16 protein-coding genes and 1 other RNA gene are annotated in these 20,451 nt (G+C 65.6%); 10 read left to right on the forward strand and 7 right to left on the reverse strand.

Annotated elements, in window-relative coordinates:
- The 3 genes from ACCD07_RS22185 to dgoD are packed head-to-tail and all read right to left on the reverse strand — an operon-like array spanning position 1 to position 4,690.
- Positions 1 to 972, reverse strand: a complete 972-nt coding sequence (locus tag ACCD07_RS22185; protein ID WP_176652775.1) for an arabinose ABC transporter substrate-binding protein — start codon at positions 970 to 972, stop codon at positions 1 to 3.
- 25 nt (positions 973 to 997) lie between these two features.
- Positions 998 to 3,499 (reverse strand): beta-galactosidase, encoded by a 2,502-nt coding sequence (locus ACCD07_RS22190; RefSeq protein WP_413448580.1) that lies wholly within the window; start codon positions 3,497 to 3,499, stop codon positions 998 to 1,000.
- A 42-nt stretch (positions 3,500 to 3,541) separates the two neighbouring features.
- A complete protein-coding gene (gene dgoD / locus ACCD07_RS22195; protein WP_353403321.1) occupies positions 3,542 to 4,690 on the reverse strand; it encodes a galactonate dehydratase in 1,149 nt (382 codons plus the stop codon).
- A 223-nt stretch (positions 4,691 to 4,913) separates the two neighbouring features.
- Between dgoD and ACCD07_RS22200 the strand changes: the two genes are divergently transcribed.
- The 9 genes from ACCD07_RS22200 (at position 4,914) to ACCD07_RS22240 (ending at position 14,773) form a co-directional block, all read left to right on the forward strand.
- Complete coding sequence (locus ACCD07_RS22200; RefSeq protein WP_413448581.1) at positions 4,914 to 5,807, forward strand: SMP-30/gluconolactonase/LRE family protein; 894 nt, start codon at positions 4,914 to 4,916, stop codon at positions 5,805 to 5,807.
- Positions 5,808 to 5,911: 104 nt separating this feature from the next.
- The gene (locus ACCD07_RS22205) at positions 5,912 to 6,880 is read left to right on the forward strand and encodes a LysR substrate-binding domain-containing protein (protein ID WP_413448582.1); all 969 of its coding nucleotides are present in this window, start codon (positions 5,912 to 5,914) and stop codon (positions 6,878 to 6,880) included.
- 116 nt (positions 6,881 to 6,996) lie between these two features.
- On the forward strand, positions 6,997 to 9,603 hold the full coding sequence (locus ACCD07_RS22210; protein ID WP_413448583.1) for a TonB-dependent receptor: 2,607 nt from the start codon (positions 6,997 to 6,999) through the stop codon (positions 9,601 to 9,603).
- An 85-nt stretch (positions 9,604 to 9,688) separates the two neighbouring features.
- Positions 9,689 to 12,520, forward strand: a complete 2,832-nt coding sequence (galA, locus tag ACCD07_RS22215) for a beta-galactosidase GalA (protein ID WP_176652779.1) — start codon at positions 9,689 to 9,691, stop codon at positions 12,518 to 12,520.
- A 116-nt stretch (positions 12,521 to 12,636) separates the two neighbouring features.
- On the forward strand, positions 12,637 to 12,879 hold the full coding sequence (locus ACCD07_RS22220; RefSeq protein ID WP_176652903.1) for a hypothetical protein: 243 nt from the start codon (positions 12,637 to 12,639) through the stop codon (positions 12,877 to 12,879).
- On the forward strand, positions 12,876 to 13,187 hold the full coding sequence (locus ACCD07_RS22225; RefSeq protein WP_413448584.1) for a cell division protein ZapA: 312 nt from the start codon (positions 12,876 to 12,878) through the stop codon (positions 13,185 to 13,187). The genes ACCD07_RS22220 and ACCD07_RS22225 overlap by 4 nt, the downstream gene beginning before the upstream one ends.
- 46 nt (positions 13,188 to 13,233) lie before the next feature.
- A non-coding RNA gene (gene ssrS, locus ACCD07_RS22230) (6S RNA) lies at positions 13,234 to 13,414 on the forward strand.
- A 76-nt stretch (positions 13,415 to 13,490) separates the two neighbouring features.
- Complete coding sequence (locus ACCD07_RS22235) at positions 13,491 to 13,958, forward strand: EVE domain-containing protein (protein WP_413448585.1); 468 nt, start codon at positions 13,491 to 13,493, stop codon at positions 13,956 to 13,958.
- Positions 13,958 to 14,773: a sulfite exporter TauE/SafE family protein gene (locus tag ACCD07_RS22240; protein WP_413448586.1), complete on the forward strand. Its 816-nt coding sequence runs from the start codon at positions 13,958 to 13,960 to the stop codon at positions 14,771 to 14,773. Before ACCD07_RS22235 ends, ACCD07_RS22240 begins: the two co-directional genes overlap by 1 nt.
- 29 nt (positions 14,774 to 14,802) lie before the next feature.
- Here the strand turns inward: ACCD07_RS22240 and lgt are convergent, their stop codons facing one another.
- The gene (gene lgt / locus ACCD07_RS22245; protein ID WP_413448587.1) at positions 14,803 to 15,648 is read right to left on the reverse strand and encodes a prolipoprotein diacylglyceryl transferase; all 846 of its coding nucleotides are present in this window, start codon (positions 15,646 to 15,648) and stop codon (positions 14,803 to 14,805) included.
- Positions 15,642 to 16,556 (reverse strand): LysR substrate-binding domain-containing protein, encoded by a 915-nt coding sequence (locus tag ACCD07_RS22250; protein WP_413448588.1) that lies wholly within the window; start codon positions 16,554 to 16,556, stop codon positions 15,642 to 15,644. Before ACCD07_RS22250 ends, lgt begins: the two co-directional genes overlap by 7 nt.
- A 146-nt stretch (positions 16,557 to 16,702) precedes the next feature.
- On the opposite strand from ACCD07_RS22250, the gene ilvD reads away from it, so the two are divergent.
- Positions 16,703 to 18,565, forward strand: a complete 1,863-nt coding sequence (gene ilvD / locus ACCD07_RS22255) for a dihydroxy-acid dehydratase (RefSeq protein ID WP_413448589.1) — start codon at positions 16,703 to 16,705, stop codon at positions 18,563 to 18,565.
- Between the two features lie 8 nt (positions 18,566 to 18,573).
- Here ilvD and ACCD07_RS22260 read toward each other — a convergent pair whose 3' ends face one another.
- Complete coding sequence (locus ACCD07_RS22260; RefSeq protein WP_413448593.1) at positions 18,574 to 19,716, reverse strand: sulfotransferase family protein; 1,143 nt, start codon at positions 19,714 to 19,716, stop codon at positions 18,574 to 18,576.
- 19 nt (positions 19,717 to 19,735) lie between these two features.
- Positions 19,736 to 20,451: chromate transporter (locus ACCD07_RS22265; RefSeq protein ID WP_413448590.1), on the reverse strand; the 716-nt coding region annotated here is incomplete at its 5' end.

A 20,451-nucleotide genomic window follows, 5' to 3' on the forward strand; every position in this document is an offset into this window, starting at 1 on the left:
TTACTGGCCCATCTGCTTGCGCACGTCGGCCTGGTTGGCGCGGGTCATCAGCATGCCCTTGGTCAGCACCTCGGCTGGCGGCACGCCTTTGCCGGTGATCCAGTTGTACAGGTTGACGGAGGTCTGGTAGCCGTGCTCCTTGGCGCTGATCATGACGGAGCCGAAGAAGCCGGTCGGCGCGGGCTTGTTCAATTCATTCTCCGCCGCCTTGGCGCCGCCGATGCCGACGCCGACCATGTTGTCGGCCTTGATGCCGCGGCCTTCGGCGGCGCGCACGGCGCCCAGCACCGCTTCATCGTTCAGGCCGACCGCGACCCAGTGCTTGAAGCGCGCGTTCTTGGTCAGCGCGATGTTGGCGGCGTTGAAGGCGTTTTCGGTATCGGTCTTGGCCTGCGGCGCGTCGATGATGTTCGCGGCCGGGAAGCCGGCCGCTTTCAGCGCGTCGACCGCGCCCATGGTGCGCTCCTTGGCGGTGGGCAGCTGGTCGTAGGCGACGCGGATCGCGCCGACGTCGGCCATGTTCCATTTGCGCGCCTTGATCTCGGCGGCGATGCCTTCGCCGACCTGCTTGCCGATGGCGTAGCCGGAAATGCCCATGTGCGGGATCGAGGCGATAGGCTTGCCGCTGCCGTCGACCAGGCGGTCATCGACCGAGATGACTTTGAGGTTGTTGCGGGCGGCCGAGCGCTCGACGGCCTTGCCCAGCTTGACGTCCGGCGCGCAGATGACGAAGCCCTGCGCCTTTTGCGCGGCCAGGTTGTCGATCGCGGCCATCATTTTTTCGCCGTTCGGCACGCCGATCTTCACCAGCGTAAAGCCCTTGTCCTTTGCGGCTTGTTCGGCGTAGCGCCATTCGTCCTGGAACCAGGGTTCTTCGGCCTGTTTGACGAGGAAGCCGATCTTGACCGGTTCGGCGGCGTGGGCGGCTGCCATCAGGCAGAGTGTTGCGGTGGCCAGCAAGGTGCGTTTCATTTGAATCTCCGGTTGATATTGTTATTTATGGCGTCACGCGCAGCTGATACACGGGTATCACGCTGACGCTGCGCACCGTGGCCATTTGTGTTTGGCCAGCGAAGTTTGGTCTCGCCTCTTTGGGCAAGTAGATGGGGGCGTCGGCGCGCAGCGGCAGTACCGATACGGTCAGCGGCTGGTCGAGCAGGGCGCCGGCCTGGCGCAGGCCGAACTGCCATGGGTAGCCGCTGTAGTACCAGTCGTCCAGCAGGCGCGTGCCGGAGTACAGGCGGCCGATGTCGCCGACGAAATCGATCTGCAGCAGCGCGTCGTCCAGCCCGCGCAGCAGTTCGCGCGGGACGTCGATCCGCCAGCTGGCCGCGGCCTTGAAGTTTTCCGGTGCCGGCTGCATGGCGGCCTTGGCGCCGCCGCCGATGACGATGGCCGCCGCTTCCTGCGCCGCGCGCGTTTGCGTGACGGTGGCCTTCAGGTCGCGCACGGGAAGCTCCGCCTCGAAGGCCTGGAAGATGCCGTCGTTGCCGGCGGCGCGCAGCGTGGTGCCGGAGTTGCCGGCCGATGCCTTCGGTTGCGCGGACAGCGGCGGGTAGACCGCGAAGCGGAACTTGTTGCCGCCCGCCGAGCGCATTTGCAGCGCGCCGTCGCCGACCCAGGTCTGCTGCGCGCTGAGGATCAAGCGGCGCTGGCCGGCCAGGTCCGCCACGCTCAGTTGCTGCGATTGCTCCGGCGTCAGCACGACGACGGTCAGCGGACGCTTGCCGCTGCGTTGCACGGTCAGCGCGGCGCCTACGCCGGGCTGCACGCCGCTCACCAGCGCGCGGCCTTCAGACATGGCGACCTGCGCGCCGCCGGCCTTGATCTGCGGCGCCAGCGAGGCATCGAACGCCAGCTCCACCGGGATACCTGCGCCGGCGGCAAACACCGCCACCAGGCCCGCCTTGCCCTGGTCCAGCAGCGCCAGGGGCTGCGCCGTGGCGTAGACCAGGTTGACGCCGTCGAGGTCGAGGTTCAGCGGCCAGATGAAATAGGCGCCGTCGGCGATGTCGACCGGCTTGCCTGGCAGCGTGATGCGCTGGCCCGGCAGCTTGACCGAGAACTGCGTCGCCTGCTGTGCCGCCATCGGATACTGGCGCACATGGTTGTTCACGAACAGGAAGCCGCGATCGCCTTCGCTGCGCACCGCGAAGCGGGCCGTCTTCAGGTCGTCCGGCGTGGCCGGCGCGGCATCGGGTTTGCGCACCGTCATCGGCGCCAGGCGCGAACCGAAATCGTGCAGGAACAAATGGAAGGGACGCAGCTTCTCCAGCACCTTGCGCTGCTGGCCGTCCGGGCCCAGCGGCGCCTGGAAGTCGTAGCTGATCATGGTGGTGTCGTTGTAGCCGCCGCTGAGCGTACTTTCTTCCATCGACGTGCCGCCCAGTCCCATCGGATTGCGGCCGCCGTGGAACATGTAGTAGCCCATCATGTTCAGGCCGGAGCCCAGCTGCACCGGCAGCATCGACGCGATATCGTCTGCCGACACCACCGTGCGGCGGCGGTACATGAACGGCAGGCCGGCGCCGTATTCGGCGCCGAGGAAGGGCGTGACGTCCTTGTCCGTCTCCGCCGTGCCGGGCGCGTGGGCCGCCGTCTGCGCACCGAGGTCGCCGCTGACGCGGGTGTCGAAGCGGAACGCATAGGTTTCCTTCGGCGGCAGCTCGGCGGTGCTGATGCCCCACGGCTCGTCGGGATAGCCGCCGAACACCGGCGTCACTTCGCCGCTCGGATAGATGGTGCCGTCCCAGCCGGTCACGGTGTAGTAGGGCACGTCCATGCCCGCCTTCAGCGCCAGCTGCTTCAGGGCGGCGATGTGCGCCGCGCCTTTGCCCGGGCCGTCGATGTTGTATTCGTTTTCCAGCTGGATGCCGATCACGTGGCCGCCATCCTTCCACAACTGCCCCTTGAGCTGCGCGCCGATCTGCGCGTACAGCTTCTCCACCAGCGCCATGTACTGCGGATCGCTGGAGCGGGTCGGCATCGCGTTGACGACCCAGTCGGGCACGCCGCCGAAGCGCACTTCCGCGTGCGCCCACGGGCCGACGCGCACCACCACGTCCAGCCCGTCCTTGCCGGCCAGCTGCACGAAGCGGCGCAGGTCGCGCTCGCCCTTCCAATCGAACTTGCCGGCGATTTCCTCGTGGTGGTTCCACATCACGTAGCTGGAGACGATGTCGACGCCGGCGGCCTTCATCTTGCGCAGCTCCGCTTCCCATTGCGAGGCGGGCGTGCGGCTGTAGTGGAATTCGCCCATCACCGGCAGCCAGGGGGCGCCGTTGCGGGTCAGGTAGCGCGCGTTGGCGCCCAGTTTGTCGCCGTTGGGCGCGACGGCGCTGCCCATGCGCAGGGCGGCGGCGCGCGGCGCCGGCGTAGGCGCGCTGGCGTCGATGGACAGCGTGTCCCCGTTGGCCACGCCCGCCATGCTGGCCGCCAGGACGCCGAGCAGCAGCCCGGCGCCAGAACGGCGGCGTAACCGGCATAACATCAAGGACATGTCGTCTCCAGTGTCGTTATTATTGTGGACGCTGTACCGCGCTTACCACTCGGCGACGCTGCCGTCGGCGTGCCGCCACAAGGGGTTGCGCCAGTCGGGCGCATTGCGGCTGGCCTCGATCACGCGCTCCTCGTCCACCACCACGCCCAGACCGGGCTTGGACAGCGGCTTGATGTAGCCGTCGGTGATCTTGAAATCCTCCTTGTTGACCACGTAGTCCAGCAGCTCGCCGCCGCGGTTGTAGTGGATGCCCATGCTTTGCTCCTGCAGCACGGCGTTGTACGAGACGAAGTCCACGTGCAGGCAGGCCGCCAGCGCGATCGGGCCGAGCGGGCAGTGCGGCGCCAGCGCGATGTCGTAGGCTTCGGCCATCGAGGCGATCTTCATGCATTCGGTGATGCCGCCGGCGTGCGACAGGTCCGGCTGAACGATGGACAGGCCGCCCGCGGCGAACACGTTCTTGAACTCGAAGCGCGAGTACATGCGCTCGCCGGCGGCGATCGGTATCGACGTCATTTCGGCCAGGCGCGGGTAGTATTCGGCCTGCTCGGCCAGCACCGGCTCCTCGATGAACAGCGGGCGATACGGCTCCAGCTCGCGCATCAGTGTCTTGGCCATCGGCGCGGCCACGCGGCCGTGGAAGTCCAGGCCGAACTCGATTGTGTTGCCGAAGGCTTCGCGGATCTCGGCCACGCGGGCCACCGCCTCGTCGACCTTGGCGGCGGTATCGAGCATGCCCATTTCCTCGGTGCCGTTCATCTTGAAGGTGTCGAAGCCGGCCACCCGCAGCGCGCGGATGCCTTCGATGACGTCGGCCGGGCGGTCGCCGCCCACCCAGCTGTAGGTCTTCATGCGGTCGCGCACCAGGCCGCCCAGCAGTTCGTAGACCGGCTGGCCCATCACCTTGCCCTTGATGTCCCACAGCGCCTGGTCGATGCCGGCGATGGCGCTCATCAGGATGGGGCCGCCGCGATAGAAGCCGGCGCGGTACATGGTTTGCCACAGGTCGTTGATGCGGGCCGGGTCCTGGCCGATCAGGAACGGCTCCATTTCCTGCACCGCGGTCTCCACGGTGCGGGCGCGGCCTTCGATGACCGGCTCGCCCCAGCCGACGACGCCTTCATCGGTTTCGATCTTGAGCAGCATCCAGCGCGGAGGAACACGGTAGGTCGTCAGTTTGATGATTTTCATAGGAGAGGAGGTGAGTTCAGGAACAGCGTCCAGTCTAAGCCGGGTCGCTAGACCGGAAATATGATTAATTCGAAACTAGCCATATCAATATCGGATAGCAGAGGGAGCGCTTCCACAAGCTATCAGATATCGGCATGGCAGCGGGCGATTTATTCATATCTGCGAATGGCGGGGGGCGCTTAGACTTGCGCATAGCCACTACTTTTTCCGGAGCACCCGTCGCATGAGTCCTACCAGTACGTCCGTCGCCTCCACTCCCGGCATCATGTTGATACGCGTCGGCCAGGCCGGCAGCGCGTTGCGCTGGGACGCGACATGCAGCTGCTGGCGCTGGCCGGACCCGAAAGGCAGCCAGCTGTACGCCTGGCCGGCGCCGGCCGGCATGCCCAGCGGCGTGCGCCTGCAGGAAAGCGCCGGCGTCATGGCGTGCACGGCGTCCGGCCGGGTGCTGCTCGGCCTTGGCAAGCGCCTCGGCATGGTCGACTTGCCCTTGGCCGGGCAGACCAGCCGTCCGCTGCAGGCCCAGGTGCTGGTCACCATCGACGCCGCCGAACCGCGCACGATCATCAGCGACGGTTGCGCGGACCGGCACGGCCATTTCGTCTTTGGTACCGCTAACACCGGCGCCGACCAGCGGCCGATCGGCAGCTTCTATCAATATTCGCAGCGCCACGGCCTGCGCCGGCTGGCGCTGCCGGTGGTGGTGACGGCGGGCAGCATCGCCTTCAGCACCGACGGCACGCGGATGTTCTTTGCCGACGCCGCCGGCGGCGACATCCTGCAATGCAGCTACGACGCCGAGCGCGCCAAGGTCGGCGACGTGCGCGCCTTTGCGCAGCTGGTCGAGCCGGGCGCCGGCGCCGCCGTCGTCGACAGCGAGGACATGCTGTGGAGCGTGCAGGGCGGCGCGCTGGTGCAGTACGACGGCGAGGGCCAGGTGCGCCAGCAGATCGCGCTGGCGCGCGAGGCGGCGGCCAGCGTGGCTTTCGGCGGCGCCGACCTGAAGCAACTGCTGTTGCTGGGCGCGCGCGGCGGCTTGTACGGCCTGCCGCCGGACCTGGCGGCGGGACTGGCGCCGGGCGTCGCCGATACGCTGTTCGACGACAGCCTCGCTTGAGTCGTCCTGCAAGGCCTGGAGTCGCCGATTCCCAACTTCCGCGCCACGGTGATTGACGCTGCACCAGCCCGCCCTTATGATGGGCGATCAAAAAAATCACCCCTATGACTGATTCCAGCTCCGACCGCTTCGTCCGCTCCCACCTGAAAACCCGCCATCTGGTCTTGCTGGTCGAGCTGGGCCGGCACGGATCGATCGCCCACGCGGCACAGGCGGCCAACCTGACTCAGCCCGGCGCGTCCAAACTGTTGGGCGAGCTGGAACACGCTCTCGGCGTGCAGCTGTTCGAGCGCCTGTCGCGCGGCGTGGCGCCGACCTGGTACGGCAAGGTGCTGATACGCCGCGCCGGCGCAGCGCTGGCGGAGATGGATGCGGCGCACCAGGAAGTGATGGAGCTGCTGTCCGGCCTGCGCGGGCGCGTGGGCATCGGCACGGTGCTGGCGCCGGCCACCGGCCTGGTGCCGAAGGCGATCAACCTGCTGAAGTCGCGCCACTCACGCGTGCACGTCTCGGTCAGCATGTCGACCAGCAAAGGGCTGGTCGAACGACTGCGCAGCGGCGACCTGGATCTGGTGGTCGGCCGCATCCTCGACACGGCCGCCGCCGACGAACTCAATTTCGAACCGCTGACCGACGAGCCGCACCTGCTGATCGCGCGCGCCGGCCATCCGCTGGCCAGCCGCACCGACCTGCGACTGGAAGACTTGATGGAGCAGTGCTGGATATTGCCGCCGGCCGGCAGCATCCTGCGCGACCGCCTGACCGCGCTGTTCCTGTCGCACGGCCTGGAGCAGCCCGCCGAAACGGTCGAGACGCTCGACTTGCCTGTCGTGGCCAGCCTGCTGATGGGCAGCGACATGATCGTCGCGCTGCCGTACGACGCCGTGCAGTCGTATCTGGACGCGGGCCTGATGGCCGTGCTGCCGTTCGATCTCGGCGTCAGCATGGATTCGTTCGGCATTGTGACGCGCAAACGACACCAGCTCTCGCCTGGTGCGGATGCGATGCTGCTCGCCTTGCGCGACGCCGCGGCCAGCATGTACCCGCATTATCGGAAGCCTGTCCAGTCCTGATATACGATCTTGGTATGGCCCATGCGCAATAAGCTATTGGAATGCGCAAACTTGTTTCGTTAGCATCCAGTTATTCGTCCAAGAACAAAGAGACGAAGCCAAAACAAACACTGGAGATGCAATTGAAACATAAAAAAATGAGCTGGCTCATTGCCACGCTTTTCACGTCCCCCCTGCTCGTACAACAAGCGCTGGCCCAGGAAGCCGCGGCCGCCGGCGATATCCAGCAAGTCAACGTGACCGGCATCCGCGCCTCGGTGCGCAACGCGCTGGCCGCCAAGGAAGCCTCCAACTCGATGGTCGAAGTGGTGTCGTCGGAAGACATCGGCAAGCTGCCGGATACCACCATCGCCGAATCGCTGGCGCGCCTGCCAGGCCTGTCGTCCGGCCTGGATCGCGGCAACGCCAGCCAGATCGTCGCGCGCGGCATGGGCCCGCGCTTCATCGGCGCCACCTTGAACGGCCGCGAACTGGCGTCGTCGGAACCCAACCGCGCGGTGCGCTTCGAGCAGTTTCCGTCGGAGTCGCTGAGCGGCGCCACCGTCTACAAAACGCAGAACGCCGAGCTGGTGGAAGGCGGCGTCGCCACCACCATCGACCTGCAAACCGTCTCGCCACTGAAGTACAACGGCCGCCAGGTGTCGCTGAAGGCGGACGCGCTGTACTACGCGCTGGCCAAGGACATCGGCGGCGCCGACAAGACCGCGCCGCGCCTGGGCGGGGTCTACATCGACCAGTTCAACAACAAGACCCTGGGTGTTGCGCTGGCCTTCAGCTACCAGGACCAGCCCTCGCTGCAAAAGAACGTGCGCCACTGGGGTTTCAACGAGGACCATTCCGCCGACCTGAATGGCGACGGCAAGGTCGACAAGACGCCGTGGGGCTTCCAGGACGAGGTCAAGCGCGGCAAGGACAAGCGTACCAGCCTGCTGGGCAAGGTCGAATGGAAACCGTCGAACGACGCGCTGATCACCGCCGATACGTACTACGCCAAGGCCGCGATCCGCGAGCCGGGCCTGCAGCACTGGACCGGCGACCTGGGTAACTGGGACGGCTACGAATCCGGCAACTTCAGCAAGCTCGATATCCGCAATGGCTACGTGGCCGGCGGCACGCTGTCGAACACCAGCCTGGTCACCAACGACTACCTGTGGATACAGGACACCAGCGTTGCCGCCAGCGGCGTGAACGGCAAGTTCAACGTCGGCGACTGGAAGGTGGAAACCGATCTGTCCAGTTCCCACGCGATGCGCAGCAGCCAGTGGGGCGACGTGCGCCAGTATTCGAACAACCCGACCACCATCACCTGGGACTTCACCGGCGACGAACACCAGAGCTACAACTTCGGCATGGACACCGGCAATCCGGCCAACTTCGGCGCGCCGACGCTGTATGTCAATACCGACGGCCATATCAAGGACCTGCTGAACGCGGCGAGCCTGAGCGCTTCGCGTCCTATCGAGGGCAGCATCATCAGCCGCCTGAAGGTGGGCTTGCGTGCCACCGACCGCGAGAAGAGCTATCGCCAGACCACCTGGCAGATCAACCCCACCGCGGCGATTCCGGCATCGGCCTACGAGACGGTCTACGTCAGCGGCTTCCCCTCGTTTATCGCACTGAAGGACTTTGGCGCTTCGACCGCTGCGGCCTTCGGCAAGGACGCCTTCAATCCTGACGGCCGCCCGCAGTCGCAGGAAGATCTGCTGGCCGGCTGGAAGGTCAAGGAGCGCAGCACTTCGGCTTTTGTGCAGGGTGACCTGGACGGCGAAGCCTTCGGCAAGACCTATCGCGGCAACGTCGGCGTGCGCTTCGTGCACACCTCGCAGACCGGCTATGGCATGCAGTCGCTGAACGGCGCCGCGGCAACGGCGGTGGAAGGCGGAACTTCCTACAACGAGATCCTGCCTAGCATGAATCTGATCTTCAACATGGACGAGGCACAGGAACGCCAGGTGCGCTTCAGCGTGGCGCGCGCCATGTCGCGGGCGCCGCTGGACGAGATGCGCGCATCGCGCAATCTGAACCTGGTGACCGATACGTCCCAGCCGGTCACCGGCAGCGCCGGTAATCCCGAGCTGAAGCCGATGATGGCCAACCAGGTGGACCTGGCGTACCAGTGGTACTTCGGCAAAGGTTCGCTGCTGTCGGCTGGCGCGTTCTACAAGAAGGTCTCGCGCTATATCGCCATCACCAGCGACAACAGTGCGATCCTGAATGGCCGTGCCGCCACCATCACCCGTTCGGTCAACGGCAACGGCGGCGATATCCGCGGCCTGGAGCTGGTGTACCAGCAGGCCTTCACGTCGCTGCCGGCGCCCTTCGACGGCCTGGGCATCGCCAGCAACTACGCCTACACCACCAGCAACATCCATGAGCAGACGCCGGCGGTGAATCCGTATCCGATCGAAGGCCTGATGAAGAGCAACGGCGGCGTGACCTTGTGGTACGAGAAGGCTGGCTACGAAGCGCGCGTTTCGGCCAACTATCACAGCGCGTTTGTGCGCAACCCGACCTGGGGCGCCGGCCAGTTGATCATGAACGAAGCCGAGACCTACGTCACGCTGAACCTGGCCAAGCAACTGACGCCGCAGATTCAACTGCGCTTCGGCATCGACAACCTGACCAACCAGAAGGCTGTCTACACCAGCGCCAACATCCCTGTGCAGCAGGAAGTGACGGAGTTCGGCCGCCGCTTCAACCTGGGTCTTTCGTTCAAGCTGTAATCGAGTTTTATCGTGGTTTGGCGGAGCGGTGCGTGATGGCGCTGCTCCGTTTTTTTTACTTCGGGAGGTCGGATTGAAACCATTGATGCTGAATTGGCGGCGCCTGGGCGCCGCAGTGCTGTTGCTGGCGTGCGCTTGTGCCCAGGCGGCGCCGGGCCGCGAGCGTTTGTCGCTGGACCGCGGCTGGCTGTTCCATCTGGGCGACATCGTCCAGCCGCCCATCAAGGGGCACGGCGAGTCCTACGGCAACGCCAAGGCCGGCAACGCCGGCGGCGCGGCCGGCAACGAATTCGACGACTCCGGCTGGCGCCACCTCGACCTGCCGCACGACTGGGCCGTCGAAGGCCCGTTCGACCCCAACGCCAACGTGTCGCAGGGCTACCGCCCGCGCGGCATCGGCTGGTATCGCCGTTATCTGCAGGTCGATCCGAAAGATCGCGGCCGCCATTTTGAATTGCAGTTCGACGCCATCGCCACCCATGCCACGGTTTGGGTCAACGGCAATGTGGTGAACCGCAACTGGTCCGGCTACAACGCCAGCTACATCGACATCACGCCCTATCTCCGCTACGGCGGCGAGACCAACACCATCGCCATCCGCGCCGACGCCGAGGCGATGGAGGGCTGGTGGTATGAAGGTGCCGGCATGTACCGCCATGCCTGGCTGGTCAAGCGCAATCCGGTGCACGTGGTCACCGATGGCGTGCACGCCACCCCGCGCGCCGGCAAGAATGGGCAGTGGACCATTCCGGTCGAGGTCACGCTGGACAACAGCGGCAAGCAGGCCGCCGCCGTGACGGTGGAAGTGACGGTGTTCGACCCGGCCGGCAAGCAGGTGGCGCGCCGCAGCGTCGCCGCGCGTCTGGGTGTGCTGGCCAGCAGCACCGTGCAGGTGCCGCTGTCCATCGCCAACCCGGCCTTGTGGTCGCTGGAGAAAACCAATCTGTACCGGGTCGCCACGCGCGTGCTGCAGGACGGCGAGGCGCTCGATGAGGTATCGCTGCATACAGGCTTCCGCACGATACGCTTCGACGCGGCGCAGGGCTTCTTCCTGAACGGCGTGCATATGAAGCTGCAGGGCGTGTGCATCCACCAGGATCATGCGGGCGTTGGTGTTGCCGTGCCGGACTCCATTTGGGAATATCGCCTGCGCCGCCTGAAGGAGTTGGGCGTGAACGCGATACGCTTCTCGCACAACGCGCCGGCGCCGGAGGTGCTGGACCTGATTGACCGCATGGGTTTCCTCGTCATGGACGAGAACCGCAACTTCAATCCGTCGCCGGATTACATGAAGCAGCTGGAATGGATGGTCAAGCGCGACCGCCATCATCCGGGCGTGATCCTGTGGTCGGTATTCAACGAGGAGCCGGTGCAGGCCACCGAAGTGGGCTATGAGATGGTGCGCCGCATGTCGGCCGCGGTGAAGGCGCTGGACGACACGCGGCCTGTCACGGCCGCGATGAACGGCGGCTTCCTGACGGAGCTAAACGTGTCGCACGCGGTGGACGTGGTCGGCGCCAACTACCAGGTGCCGGACTACGACCGCTATCACAAGGCGCATCCGGACAAGCCGTTCACCAGCTCGGAGGACACCTCCGCCTTCATGACTCGGGGCGAGTTCAAGACTGTGCGAGAGAAGAACCTGATCGCCAGCTACGACGACGACGCGGCCGAGTGGGGCAACACGCACCGCGACGCATGGGAAGCCATCGCCACGCGGCCTTATGTGGCGGGCGGTTTCGTCTGGACCGGCTTTGACTATCGTGGCGAGCCGACGCCGAATGAATGGCCGTCGGTCAGCTCGGTGTTCGGCATCATGGACCTGAACGGCTTTCCGAAGAACGCCTACTACATCCACCAGGTACAGTGGATCAAGGACCGGCCGCTGATCCACATTGCGCCGCACTGGAACTGGAGCGGCAGCGAAGGCAAGGACATCCGCGTGATGGTGATGGCCAACGTCGAGCGCGTGGAGTTGCTGCTCAATGGCCGTTCGCTGGGTGAGCAGAAGGTCGATCCGTACCGGATGAACTTCTTCAACGTCGCCTATGCGCCGGGCAAGCTGGAGGCGATCGGCTACCGGGGCGGCAAGGAAGTGGCGCGCACCTCGGTGGAAACCACCGGCGCCGCTGTCGCGCTGGAACTGGTGCCGGACCGCGCGCAACTGGCCGGCGACGGCCGCGATGCGATGCCGATCACCGTGCGCGCGCTCGATGCGCAAGGCCGCGCGGTGCCGCTGGCCGATGCGCAGGTGACGTTCGCGGTGAAGGGCGGCGGCCGTTCCATCGGCCATGGCAACGGCGATCCGAATTCGCATGAAGACGAGAAGGGCGCCACGCGGCGCCTGTTCAACGGCCTGGCGCAGCTGATCGTGCAGACCGACTACGCCGGCAAGGACGCCATCGACGTCGTCGCCACCGCGCCGGGACTGGCGCCAGCGCACATCAGCATTCCGGTCAAGGCCGTGCCGGAGCAGCCGTACGTGGCGGCGGCCGAAGCGCCGCTGACCTTCGTGCGCAGCTGGCGCATCGCGCCGGACGGCGACCAGCGTCCGGATCCGAACCAGCAGCTGGCCGGCTTCGACATGAACACCTGGGGCTGGGGCTCGCCGCCGATGATCGCCGGCGCGGAGAAGCCGGGCCGATACCATCTGTATCGTGCCAGTTTCACGGCGCGCAAGAATCTGGCGGACGGCAGCGGCCAGATCCACTTTGCCGGCATACGCGGCAAGGCCGAGGTCTGGCTGAACGGCAAGCTGCTCGGCCAGAAGGACAGCTACGCGCTGGCGGCGCTGGACCTGCCGCTGCCGGCCGGACCGGGGAAGCGCGACATCAACGTCATCGTCGAGGCGGAACCGGGGCAGGCCAGCGGCATCGAGGGCGCTGTCAGTATTACGCCACGCTTGCTGGCAAAGTAGCAATATTCGCCACGACATTGGCAGCGAGGAAATAAATCGGCCGCTTGCCCGCCAAATATTCCGGGCAAGCGTGCGATTCTGTTGACGGCGTAACGCGCGCTCCCTATAGTGGCGGGATGATTTCAGAATTCCAAGAACTATCCGACAAAATCGACCAGCTGGCCGAGATGACCGTGGCACTGCGCCGGGAAAACGCGCAATTGCGCCAAGCTAATGCCGCCCTCGTGGTGGAGAACATGGGCTACCAGCGCAAGCTGGACGAAGCGTCCAGCCGCATCGAGGCTTTGCTGGAAAAAATCCCCGCGCTCGACGGCGACGCCGAAGAGGACGACCAGCCTGAAAACGAGGATGTACGATGATACAGTTGGATGTCACCATCATGGGGGCGTCGTATCGCCTGGTCTGCAAAGAGGACGAGGAACGCGCGTTGCGCGAGGCCGCCGCATTCCTGGACAAGAAGATGACCAGCATCCGCGACGCCGGCAAGGTCAAGGGCAACGACCGCATCGCCGTGATGGCGGCGCTGGGCATGGCGGCGGAGTTCCTGTCGGTGAAGGCGCCGCAAGGTCCGTTGTCGGACATGTCTATACTGGAAGTGCAGACCAAGATCGCGGCCATGCACAAAGTGCTCGATAGCGCGCTGACTCCACAAGAAACCCTGTTTTAATTCGCTAAACTTCTTCCTTTGCGGCGGACAAGAGAGTAAACTTCGTTTCACCCTGCGGTGTTCGCGATTGCCATATATTCCTTGAACCATTTATGTGCACCGGTTGCGGAATTTTGTTCGATGGGCGTGAGCGTCGCTAGTCCGATGAACCCGAAATTGAACTAACTGTGACCACCTTGAACCGTTTGGTTCGGGATGCCGGCAAAGACGGCACAGGCGGGGCCTTATCCATAAGAAGCGGTTGCAAGCATGTGAGTGCGCAGCCGCTTTTTTTCGTCTGGACGTTTTTGTTTGGAGATGCTCATGCAATATTGGTTGATGAAATCCGAGCCTGATGAAGTCAGCATCGACGACGTGATGGCGTCGCCGGACCAGACCACGCCGTGGTTCGGCGTGCGCAACTACCAGGCGCGCAACTTCATGCGCGACGGCATGAAGGACGGCGACGGTGTGCTGTTCTATCATTCCAGCTGCCCGGAGCCGGGCATCGCCGGCCTGGCCAAGGTGGTGGGCGGACCGTATCCGGACGCCACGCAGTTCGACAAGGACAGCAAGTACTTCGATCCCAAGGCCACGCCGGAACAGCCGCGCTGGATCTCGGTCGACGTCAAGGGCACGCAGAAAACCCGTCTGCTGCCGCTGGCCGAGATGCGCACGATAGCGGCGCTGGAGGACATGGTGGTGCTGCAAAAAGGCAGCCGCCTGTCGATCACGCCGGTGACGGCGGGGCAGTGGAACACCATCGTCAAGCTGCTGAAGAAGGGCGGTTGATGGATATCGGCCTGGTGCTGATATTGCTGCTGATGGGCGCCATCGGCGGCTTCGCGGCGGGGCTGCTGGGCATAGGCGGCGGCATGATACTGGTGCCGTTCATCACGATGATCTTCAGCGCCAAGGGTTTTCCCGAGGCGGCGATTATCCACATGGCGGTGGCGACGTCGCTGGGCGTGATCCTGTTCACGTCGATGTCGTCGGTGCGCGCGCATCATCAGCATGGCGCGGTGCTGTGGCGGGTGGCGTTGCTGCTGGCGCCGGGCATCCTGCTCGGCGCGTGGTGCGGGCCGTGGATCGCCAAGCAAATGAGTTCGGCGGGACAGGCTGTATTGTTCTGCATCTTCCTGACCTTCTCCGCCACGCAGATGCTGTTGGCTAAGAAGCCCGCAGCTGTGGAAGGTATGGCGCAGCGCGGACTGCCGGGCAGCGGCGGCATGTTCGGCGCCGGCATCGTGATCGGCCTGGTGGCGGGGCTGGTGGGCGCGGGCGGCGGCTTCCTGTCGATTCCGTTCATGACCTGGTGTAACGTCCGCATCCACAACGCGGTGGCCACCAGCGCGGCGCTGGGCTTCCCGATCGCGCTGGCCGGCACGCTGTCGAATATTTATTACGGCTGGGGCGAGCCGGGTTTGCCGGCGTATTCGCTGGGCTTTGTCTACCTGCCCGCGCTGGTGGTGATCGCGGCGGCCAGCGTCACACTGGCCCCGCTGGGCGCACGCACCGCGCACAAGCTGCCGGTGCAGACCCTCAGGAAAATCTTCGCGATCGTGCTCTACTGCCTCGCCGCCTACATGCTCCGCAAGGCGCTATAAATCCGGGGTCAGATCTGACCCCGGATTTTTCAGAGCGGCGCGCGGCCTTTCTGCCTGACCTTGTACGCCCACGCCAGCATGGCCAGCGCGCCGACGATCATCGGCAGCGACAGCACCTGGCCGGAGGTGATCGGCATGCCGAGGATGGTGGTCTCCCAGTCCGGTGTGCGGAAGTATTCGGTGAAGAATCGCGCGCAGCCGTACAGCAGCGTGTACATCGCGCCGACCGCCAGGCGCGGGCGCTCCTTGCGCGAGAACAGCCATAGGATCACGAACACCAGCAGGCCGTCGATCAGCAACTGGTAGATCGGCGACGGATGGCGCAGGCCTTGCAGGAACACGGGATTCGGCGACAGCGGGTAGTTCGTGTCCGGCCACATCATCGCCCATGGCAGCGACTGGTCGCTCACCACGCGGCCCGGCAGTTCGGCGTTGATGAAGTTGCCCAGGCGGCCGGCGGCGTAACCCAGCGGCACCAGCGGCGCGATGAAGTCGTAGACGTCCAGCAGATTGCGGCCGCTCTTGCGCGCCCACAGCGCCATCGCGATCAGCACGCCGAGGAAGCCGCCGTGGAAGGACATGCCGCCATGCCAGACCTTGAAGATCTCGATCGGATTCGAGAAGAAGAAATCGGGACGGTAGAACAGCACCTCGCCCAAGCGACCGCCGATCACCACGCCCAGCATGCCGTAGAACAGCATGTCGTCCAAGTCCTCCTTCCGCCATCCCTGCGCGGCGATGTGCGGCTGCTTGATGCGCACGCGCCCCAGCGTGATGAACAGCGCGAAGGCGAGGACGTACATCAGGCCATACCAATGTATCGCCACCGGTCCAAGATGGACGGCGATCGGATCGGGCATCGGGTGTATCAGCATAAGGCGTTCTTTCCTATTTCTTTTCTTAGCAGTTCCAAAAAGCCGCGCAATACCGGCGAGGCGTTGTCGCGGCGCCAGGCCAGGCCGGTTTCGACCAGCGGCGTGGCGTCGCTCAGCGCCCGGTATTCTACCCCGGGCCGCATCAGGTTGGACACGGATTGCGGCACCAGCGCCATGCCCATCCCCGCCGACACCAGGCTGACGATGGTTTGCATCTGGATCGCCTGCTGGCCGATCTCCGGCGTGATGCCGGCGTCGCGGAACACCGACAGAATGGCGTCGTACAGCGGCGGCGAGATCGCACGGGGGAAGACGATCAGCGGCAGCGGCGGCAATGCCGCCAACGCCAGCTTGCCCGTCCTCTTCAGCGCCGGCAGCCCGGCCGGCAAGGCCAGCACCAGCGGCTCGTTCAGCACCGGCAGGTAGTCGAGTTCCAGCTTCGCCTTGTCCGGCAGCGGGGGGATCAGCAGGCCGGCGTCGATGCGGTTCTGCAGCAGGTCGTCCAGCTGCAGGTCGGACGTGGCTTCCTGCAGCGTGATCTGCACCTGCGGATACGCGGCGCGGTAGGCGCGCAGGAAGGGCGGCAGCACGCTGTAGTCGGCCGAGGAGACGAAGGCCAGCGTCAGCCGCCCGACCTCGCCGGCGGCGGCGCGCTGCACCAGCTGCGGCAGCTCCAGCGACTGCGCCAGCATGCGCCGCGCTTCCGGCAGCAGCGCCAGGCCGGCCGGCGTCAGCGCCACGCCGCGGCGGTTGCGCTCGAACAGCGCGGCGCCCAGCAGCTCCTCCAGCGCCTGGATTGTCTGCGACAGCGGCGGCTGCGTCATGTGCAGGCGCAGCGCCGCCTTGCCGAAGTGGAGCTCCTCGGCGACGGTGACGAAATAGCGCAGCTGACGCAGTTCCAGATTCATATGGTTAACTATTGAAATTCAGACTTGTGATATTTTATACGACTCACAGGGTCGGAAATCATATATTTGACATGGGAGCGTGGTGGAGGCAATCTGTCATGCTAAGCCAGCAAGCTTAAGCTAGCCTTTATCACTGGAGAAACATCATGCCGCAATACCGTTCCCGCACCACCACCCACGGCCGCAACATGGCCGGCGCCCGCGCCCTGTGGCGCGCGACCGGCATGAAGGACGGCGACTTCGACAAGCCTATCGTCGCCGTGGTGAACTCCTTTACCCAATTCGTGCCCGGCCACGTGCACCTGAAGGACCTGGGCCAGCTGGTGGCGCGCGAGATCGAGAAAGCCGGCGGCGTCGCCAAGGAATTCAACACCATCGCCGTCGACGACGGCATCGCCATGGGCCACGGCGGCATGCTGTACTCGTTGCCGTCGCGCGACCTGATCGCCGATTCGGTCGAATACATGGTCAACGCCCACTGCGCCGATGCGATGGTCTGCATCTCCAACTGCGACAAGATCACGCCGGGCATGCTGATGGCCGCGATGCGCCTCAACATTCCGGTCGTGTTCATTTCCGGCGGTCCGATGGAAGCGGGCAAGGTGCTGAAGGTGGTCGACGGCAAGCAGAAGATCATCAAGCTCGATCTGGTCGACGCCATGATCAAGGCCGGCGACCAGAGCGTCAGCGACGCCGACGTGGCCGAGATCGAGCGTTCCGCCTGTCCTACCTGCGGTTCCTGCTCGGGCATGTTCACCGCGAACTCGATGAACTGCCTGACCGAGGCGCTGGGCCTGGCGCTGCCGGGCAACGGCACCATCGTCGCCACCCACTCCGACCGCGAGCAGCTGTTCCTGCGCGCCGGCCGCCTGATCGTCGAACTGGCCAAGCGCCATTACGAGCAGGACGACTACTCGGTGCTGCCGCGCTCCATCGCCACCAAGGCCGCGTTTGAAAACGCCATGGCGCTGGACGTGTCGATGGGCGGTTCCACCAACACCGTGCTGCACTTGCTGGCGGCGGCGCATGAAGCCGAAGTCGATTTCGACATGGGCGACATCGACCGCATCTCGCGCAAGGTGCCATGCCTGTGCAAGGTCGCGCCGATGACCGACAAATATCACATCGAGGACGTGCACCGCGCCGGCGGCATTGTCGCCATCCTGGGCGAGCTGGCACGCGCCGGCCTGCTCGACACCTCGCTGCCGACCATTCACGCGCCGACGCTGGGCGACGCCATCGAACGCAACGACGTCAAGCGCAGCGACGACGCGGCCGTGCACCAGCTGTTCCGCGCCGCGCCTGGCGGCGTGCCGACGCAGACCGCGTTCTCGCAGTCGGAGCGCTACGACGCGCTGGACCTGGACCGCAGCACCGGCTGCATCCGCGACAAGGCGCACGCCTATTCGCAGGACGGCGGCCTGGCGGTCCTGTACGGCAACCTGGCGGAGAACGGCTGCATCGTGAAGACGGCCGGCGTGGACGAAAGCATCCTGAAGTTCAGCGGCAAGGCGCGCGTGTTCGAGAGCCAGGACGCGGCGGTTGAAGGCATCCTGGGCGATACCGTGCATGAAGGCGACGTCGTCATCATCCGCTACGAAGGTCCGAAGGGCGGCCCCGGCATGCAGGAGATGCTGTATCCGACTTCGTACATCAAGTCCAAGGGCCTGGGCAAGACGTGCGCGCTGCTGACCGATGGCCGCTTCTCGGGCGGGTCGTCGGGCCTGGTGATCGGCCATGCTTCGCCGGAAGCGGCCGAGGGTGGCGCCATCGGCCTGGTGGAAGAGGGCGACATGATCGACATCGACATCCCGAACCGCAAGATCAGCCTGCGCCTCAGCGATGCCGACCTGGCGGCGCGCCGCGCGGCCATGGAAGCCAAGGGCGACGCCGCCTGGAAGCCGGTCAACCGCGAGCGCTATGTCTCGCAGGCGCTGCAGGCCTACGCGGCGTTGACCACGTCGGCCGATCGCGGCGCCGTGCGCGACCTGTCGCAGCTGAAGCGCTAACTAGTCGCTTAGTCGGTCACTTCAAAAGCGGCCGGGTCGAGTTCGTCCAGCGTGACGATCGCATTGCGCCCCGGCTGCGACGCCTGCAGGCTTAACCTGGCGTTCAACTGCGCCAGGTAGTCGGCGCGGCAGCGGCGCAGCACATAGTCGCGGAAATTATCCTGTTCCAGTTCGCGCCAGGCGCGCTCGCGGCCCTCGCCGGAACGCAGGCGCGCCTGCGTCGTCAGCTCCGGCGTGATGACGGCGTCGCCGTCGGTCAGGCGCGTGTAGCCGTAGCGGTCCATGTAGTCGCCGGCCAGCGTTTCGATGACGTTGATCTCCGGCGTCGTCAGCTGCTGCTTGAACTTGTTGATGTTGGCGACGATGGGCGGATAGCAGTTGGACGACCACAGCGCCGACAATTGCGAGATCTGCTTCGCTTCCTGCGATCCGGCGACGTCGAGCATCTGCGGCAGGAAGTCTATGCCGAGGAAGCCGCATACCGCTTCCAGCGTCGCCTGCTGGCGCGACAGGAAGTCTTCATAACGTATCGTCAGCACCCGGTCCGGCCAGCGCTGGCGCACATGGTCGGCGGCGCGGTGCGCGGCCACCCAGGTCTGGGCGTTGAGCATGGTGTCGAAGTCGTGGATGATGGCGCGGTTCATCGACGCCACCTGCGCGCGCGGATCGCGCACCACGTTCACGAACAGCATGTCCGGATACAGCTGCATCAGCTCATCGGCGTAGTGCACGCTGTCGAGCGACTTGTCCATCACCACGCCGGCGTGCTGGCGTTCGCCCGCGCGCAGCAGCAGTTCCCACACCACGCGGTGCACGCTGCGCGGCTGGTGGCGTATGGCTTCGAATATCTCCACTGGATCGAACACCGTTCCCGGCCACTTGACCATGCTGACCGCCTGCAGCCCGACCACGTCGGTCACCATGCGGAAGTAGGCGCGGTCGTCGCGCAGGTCGCCGTAGTGCGGCACCAGCGGCATGAAGTCGACGATGTGCAGCGGGTAGGGCGAGTAAAACTGCGGCGACATGTTCAGGCGCAGGCGCAGCGCGTGGCTGCCGCAGCGGCGCAGCGGGATCATCATCACGGGGCGCGGGCGGGCGCCCTGGGTGTTCGTGGCATTGTTCATGGCGGTATTCGTGGCATTGTTCGTGATAGTCATTCCATTTCCCTTTTCAAAAAACCAGCCAACCTGCCAGCGCCGCGCAAGCGACGATCCAGGCGGCGTCCACACGAAAACGCACCAGCGCTACCAGCGCCAGCACGCAGATCAAAACGGATATCCATGCCGGCGCGGCCATCCGGGCGATGGAGACGGCCGCGGAAAACACCATGCCCGCCAGCGCCGCCCGCACGCCGGACAGCGCGGCCTGCACCGCCGGCGAATGGCGCACGCGCTGCATGGCGCCGCTGGCGGCGATGATCAGCACCGCGCTGGGGATGAACATGCCGGCGCTCGCGGCGGCGGCGCCGGCCACGCCGGCCACCTTCAGGCCGACGAAGGCGGAGCTGATCATCACGGGGCCGGGGCTGAGCTGGGTCAGCGCCAGGCCGTCGACGAACTGGCGCGCGTCGAGCCAGCCGTAGGTATCGACCACGGTGTGCTGCAGCAGCGGAATGAAGACGTAGCCGCCGCCGAAAGTCATCAGGCTCATGCCGGCGAACACGGCGGCCAGCTTGAACAGCAGGGCCGATTGCGCGCCCTGCGACGACAGCCAGGCCAGCGGCGGCAGCAGCGCCGCCAGTGCGGCGCCCCTGCCCCGCGCCCCCCCCCCACCCCCAAAGGCCCGCCCCCCCCCAACCGCCCGCCCCCGCGCCACCCCCGCCGCCCGCCCCAAGTAGACAGTAGCAGCGGCAAGCGCCCACACCGCCACCCGGGTCGGCACGCCCG

Source organism: Duganella sp. Dugasp56 (assembly GCF_047304105.1).
In the GTDB taxonomy this organism is placed as follows: domain Bacteria; phylum Pseudomonadota; class Gammaproteobacteria; order Burkholderiales; family Burkholderiaceae_D; genus Rugamonas; species Rugamonas hordei.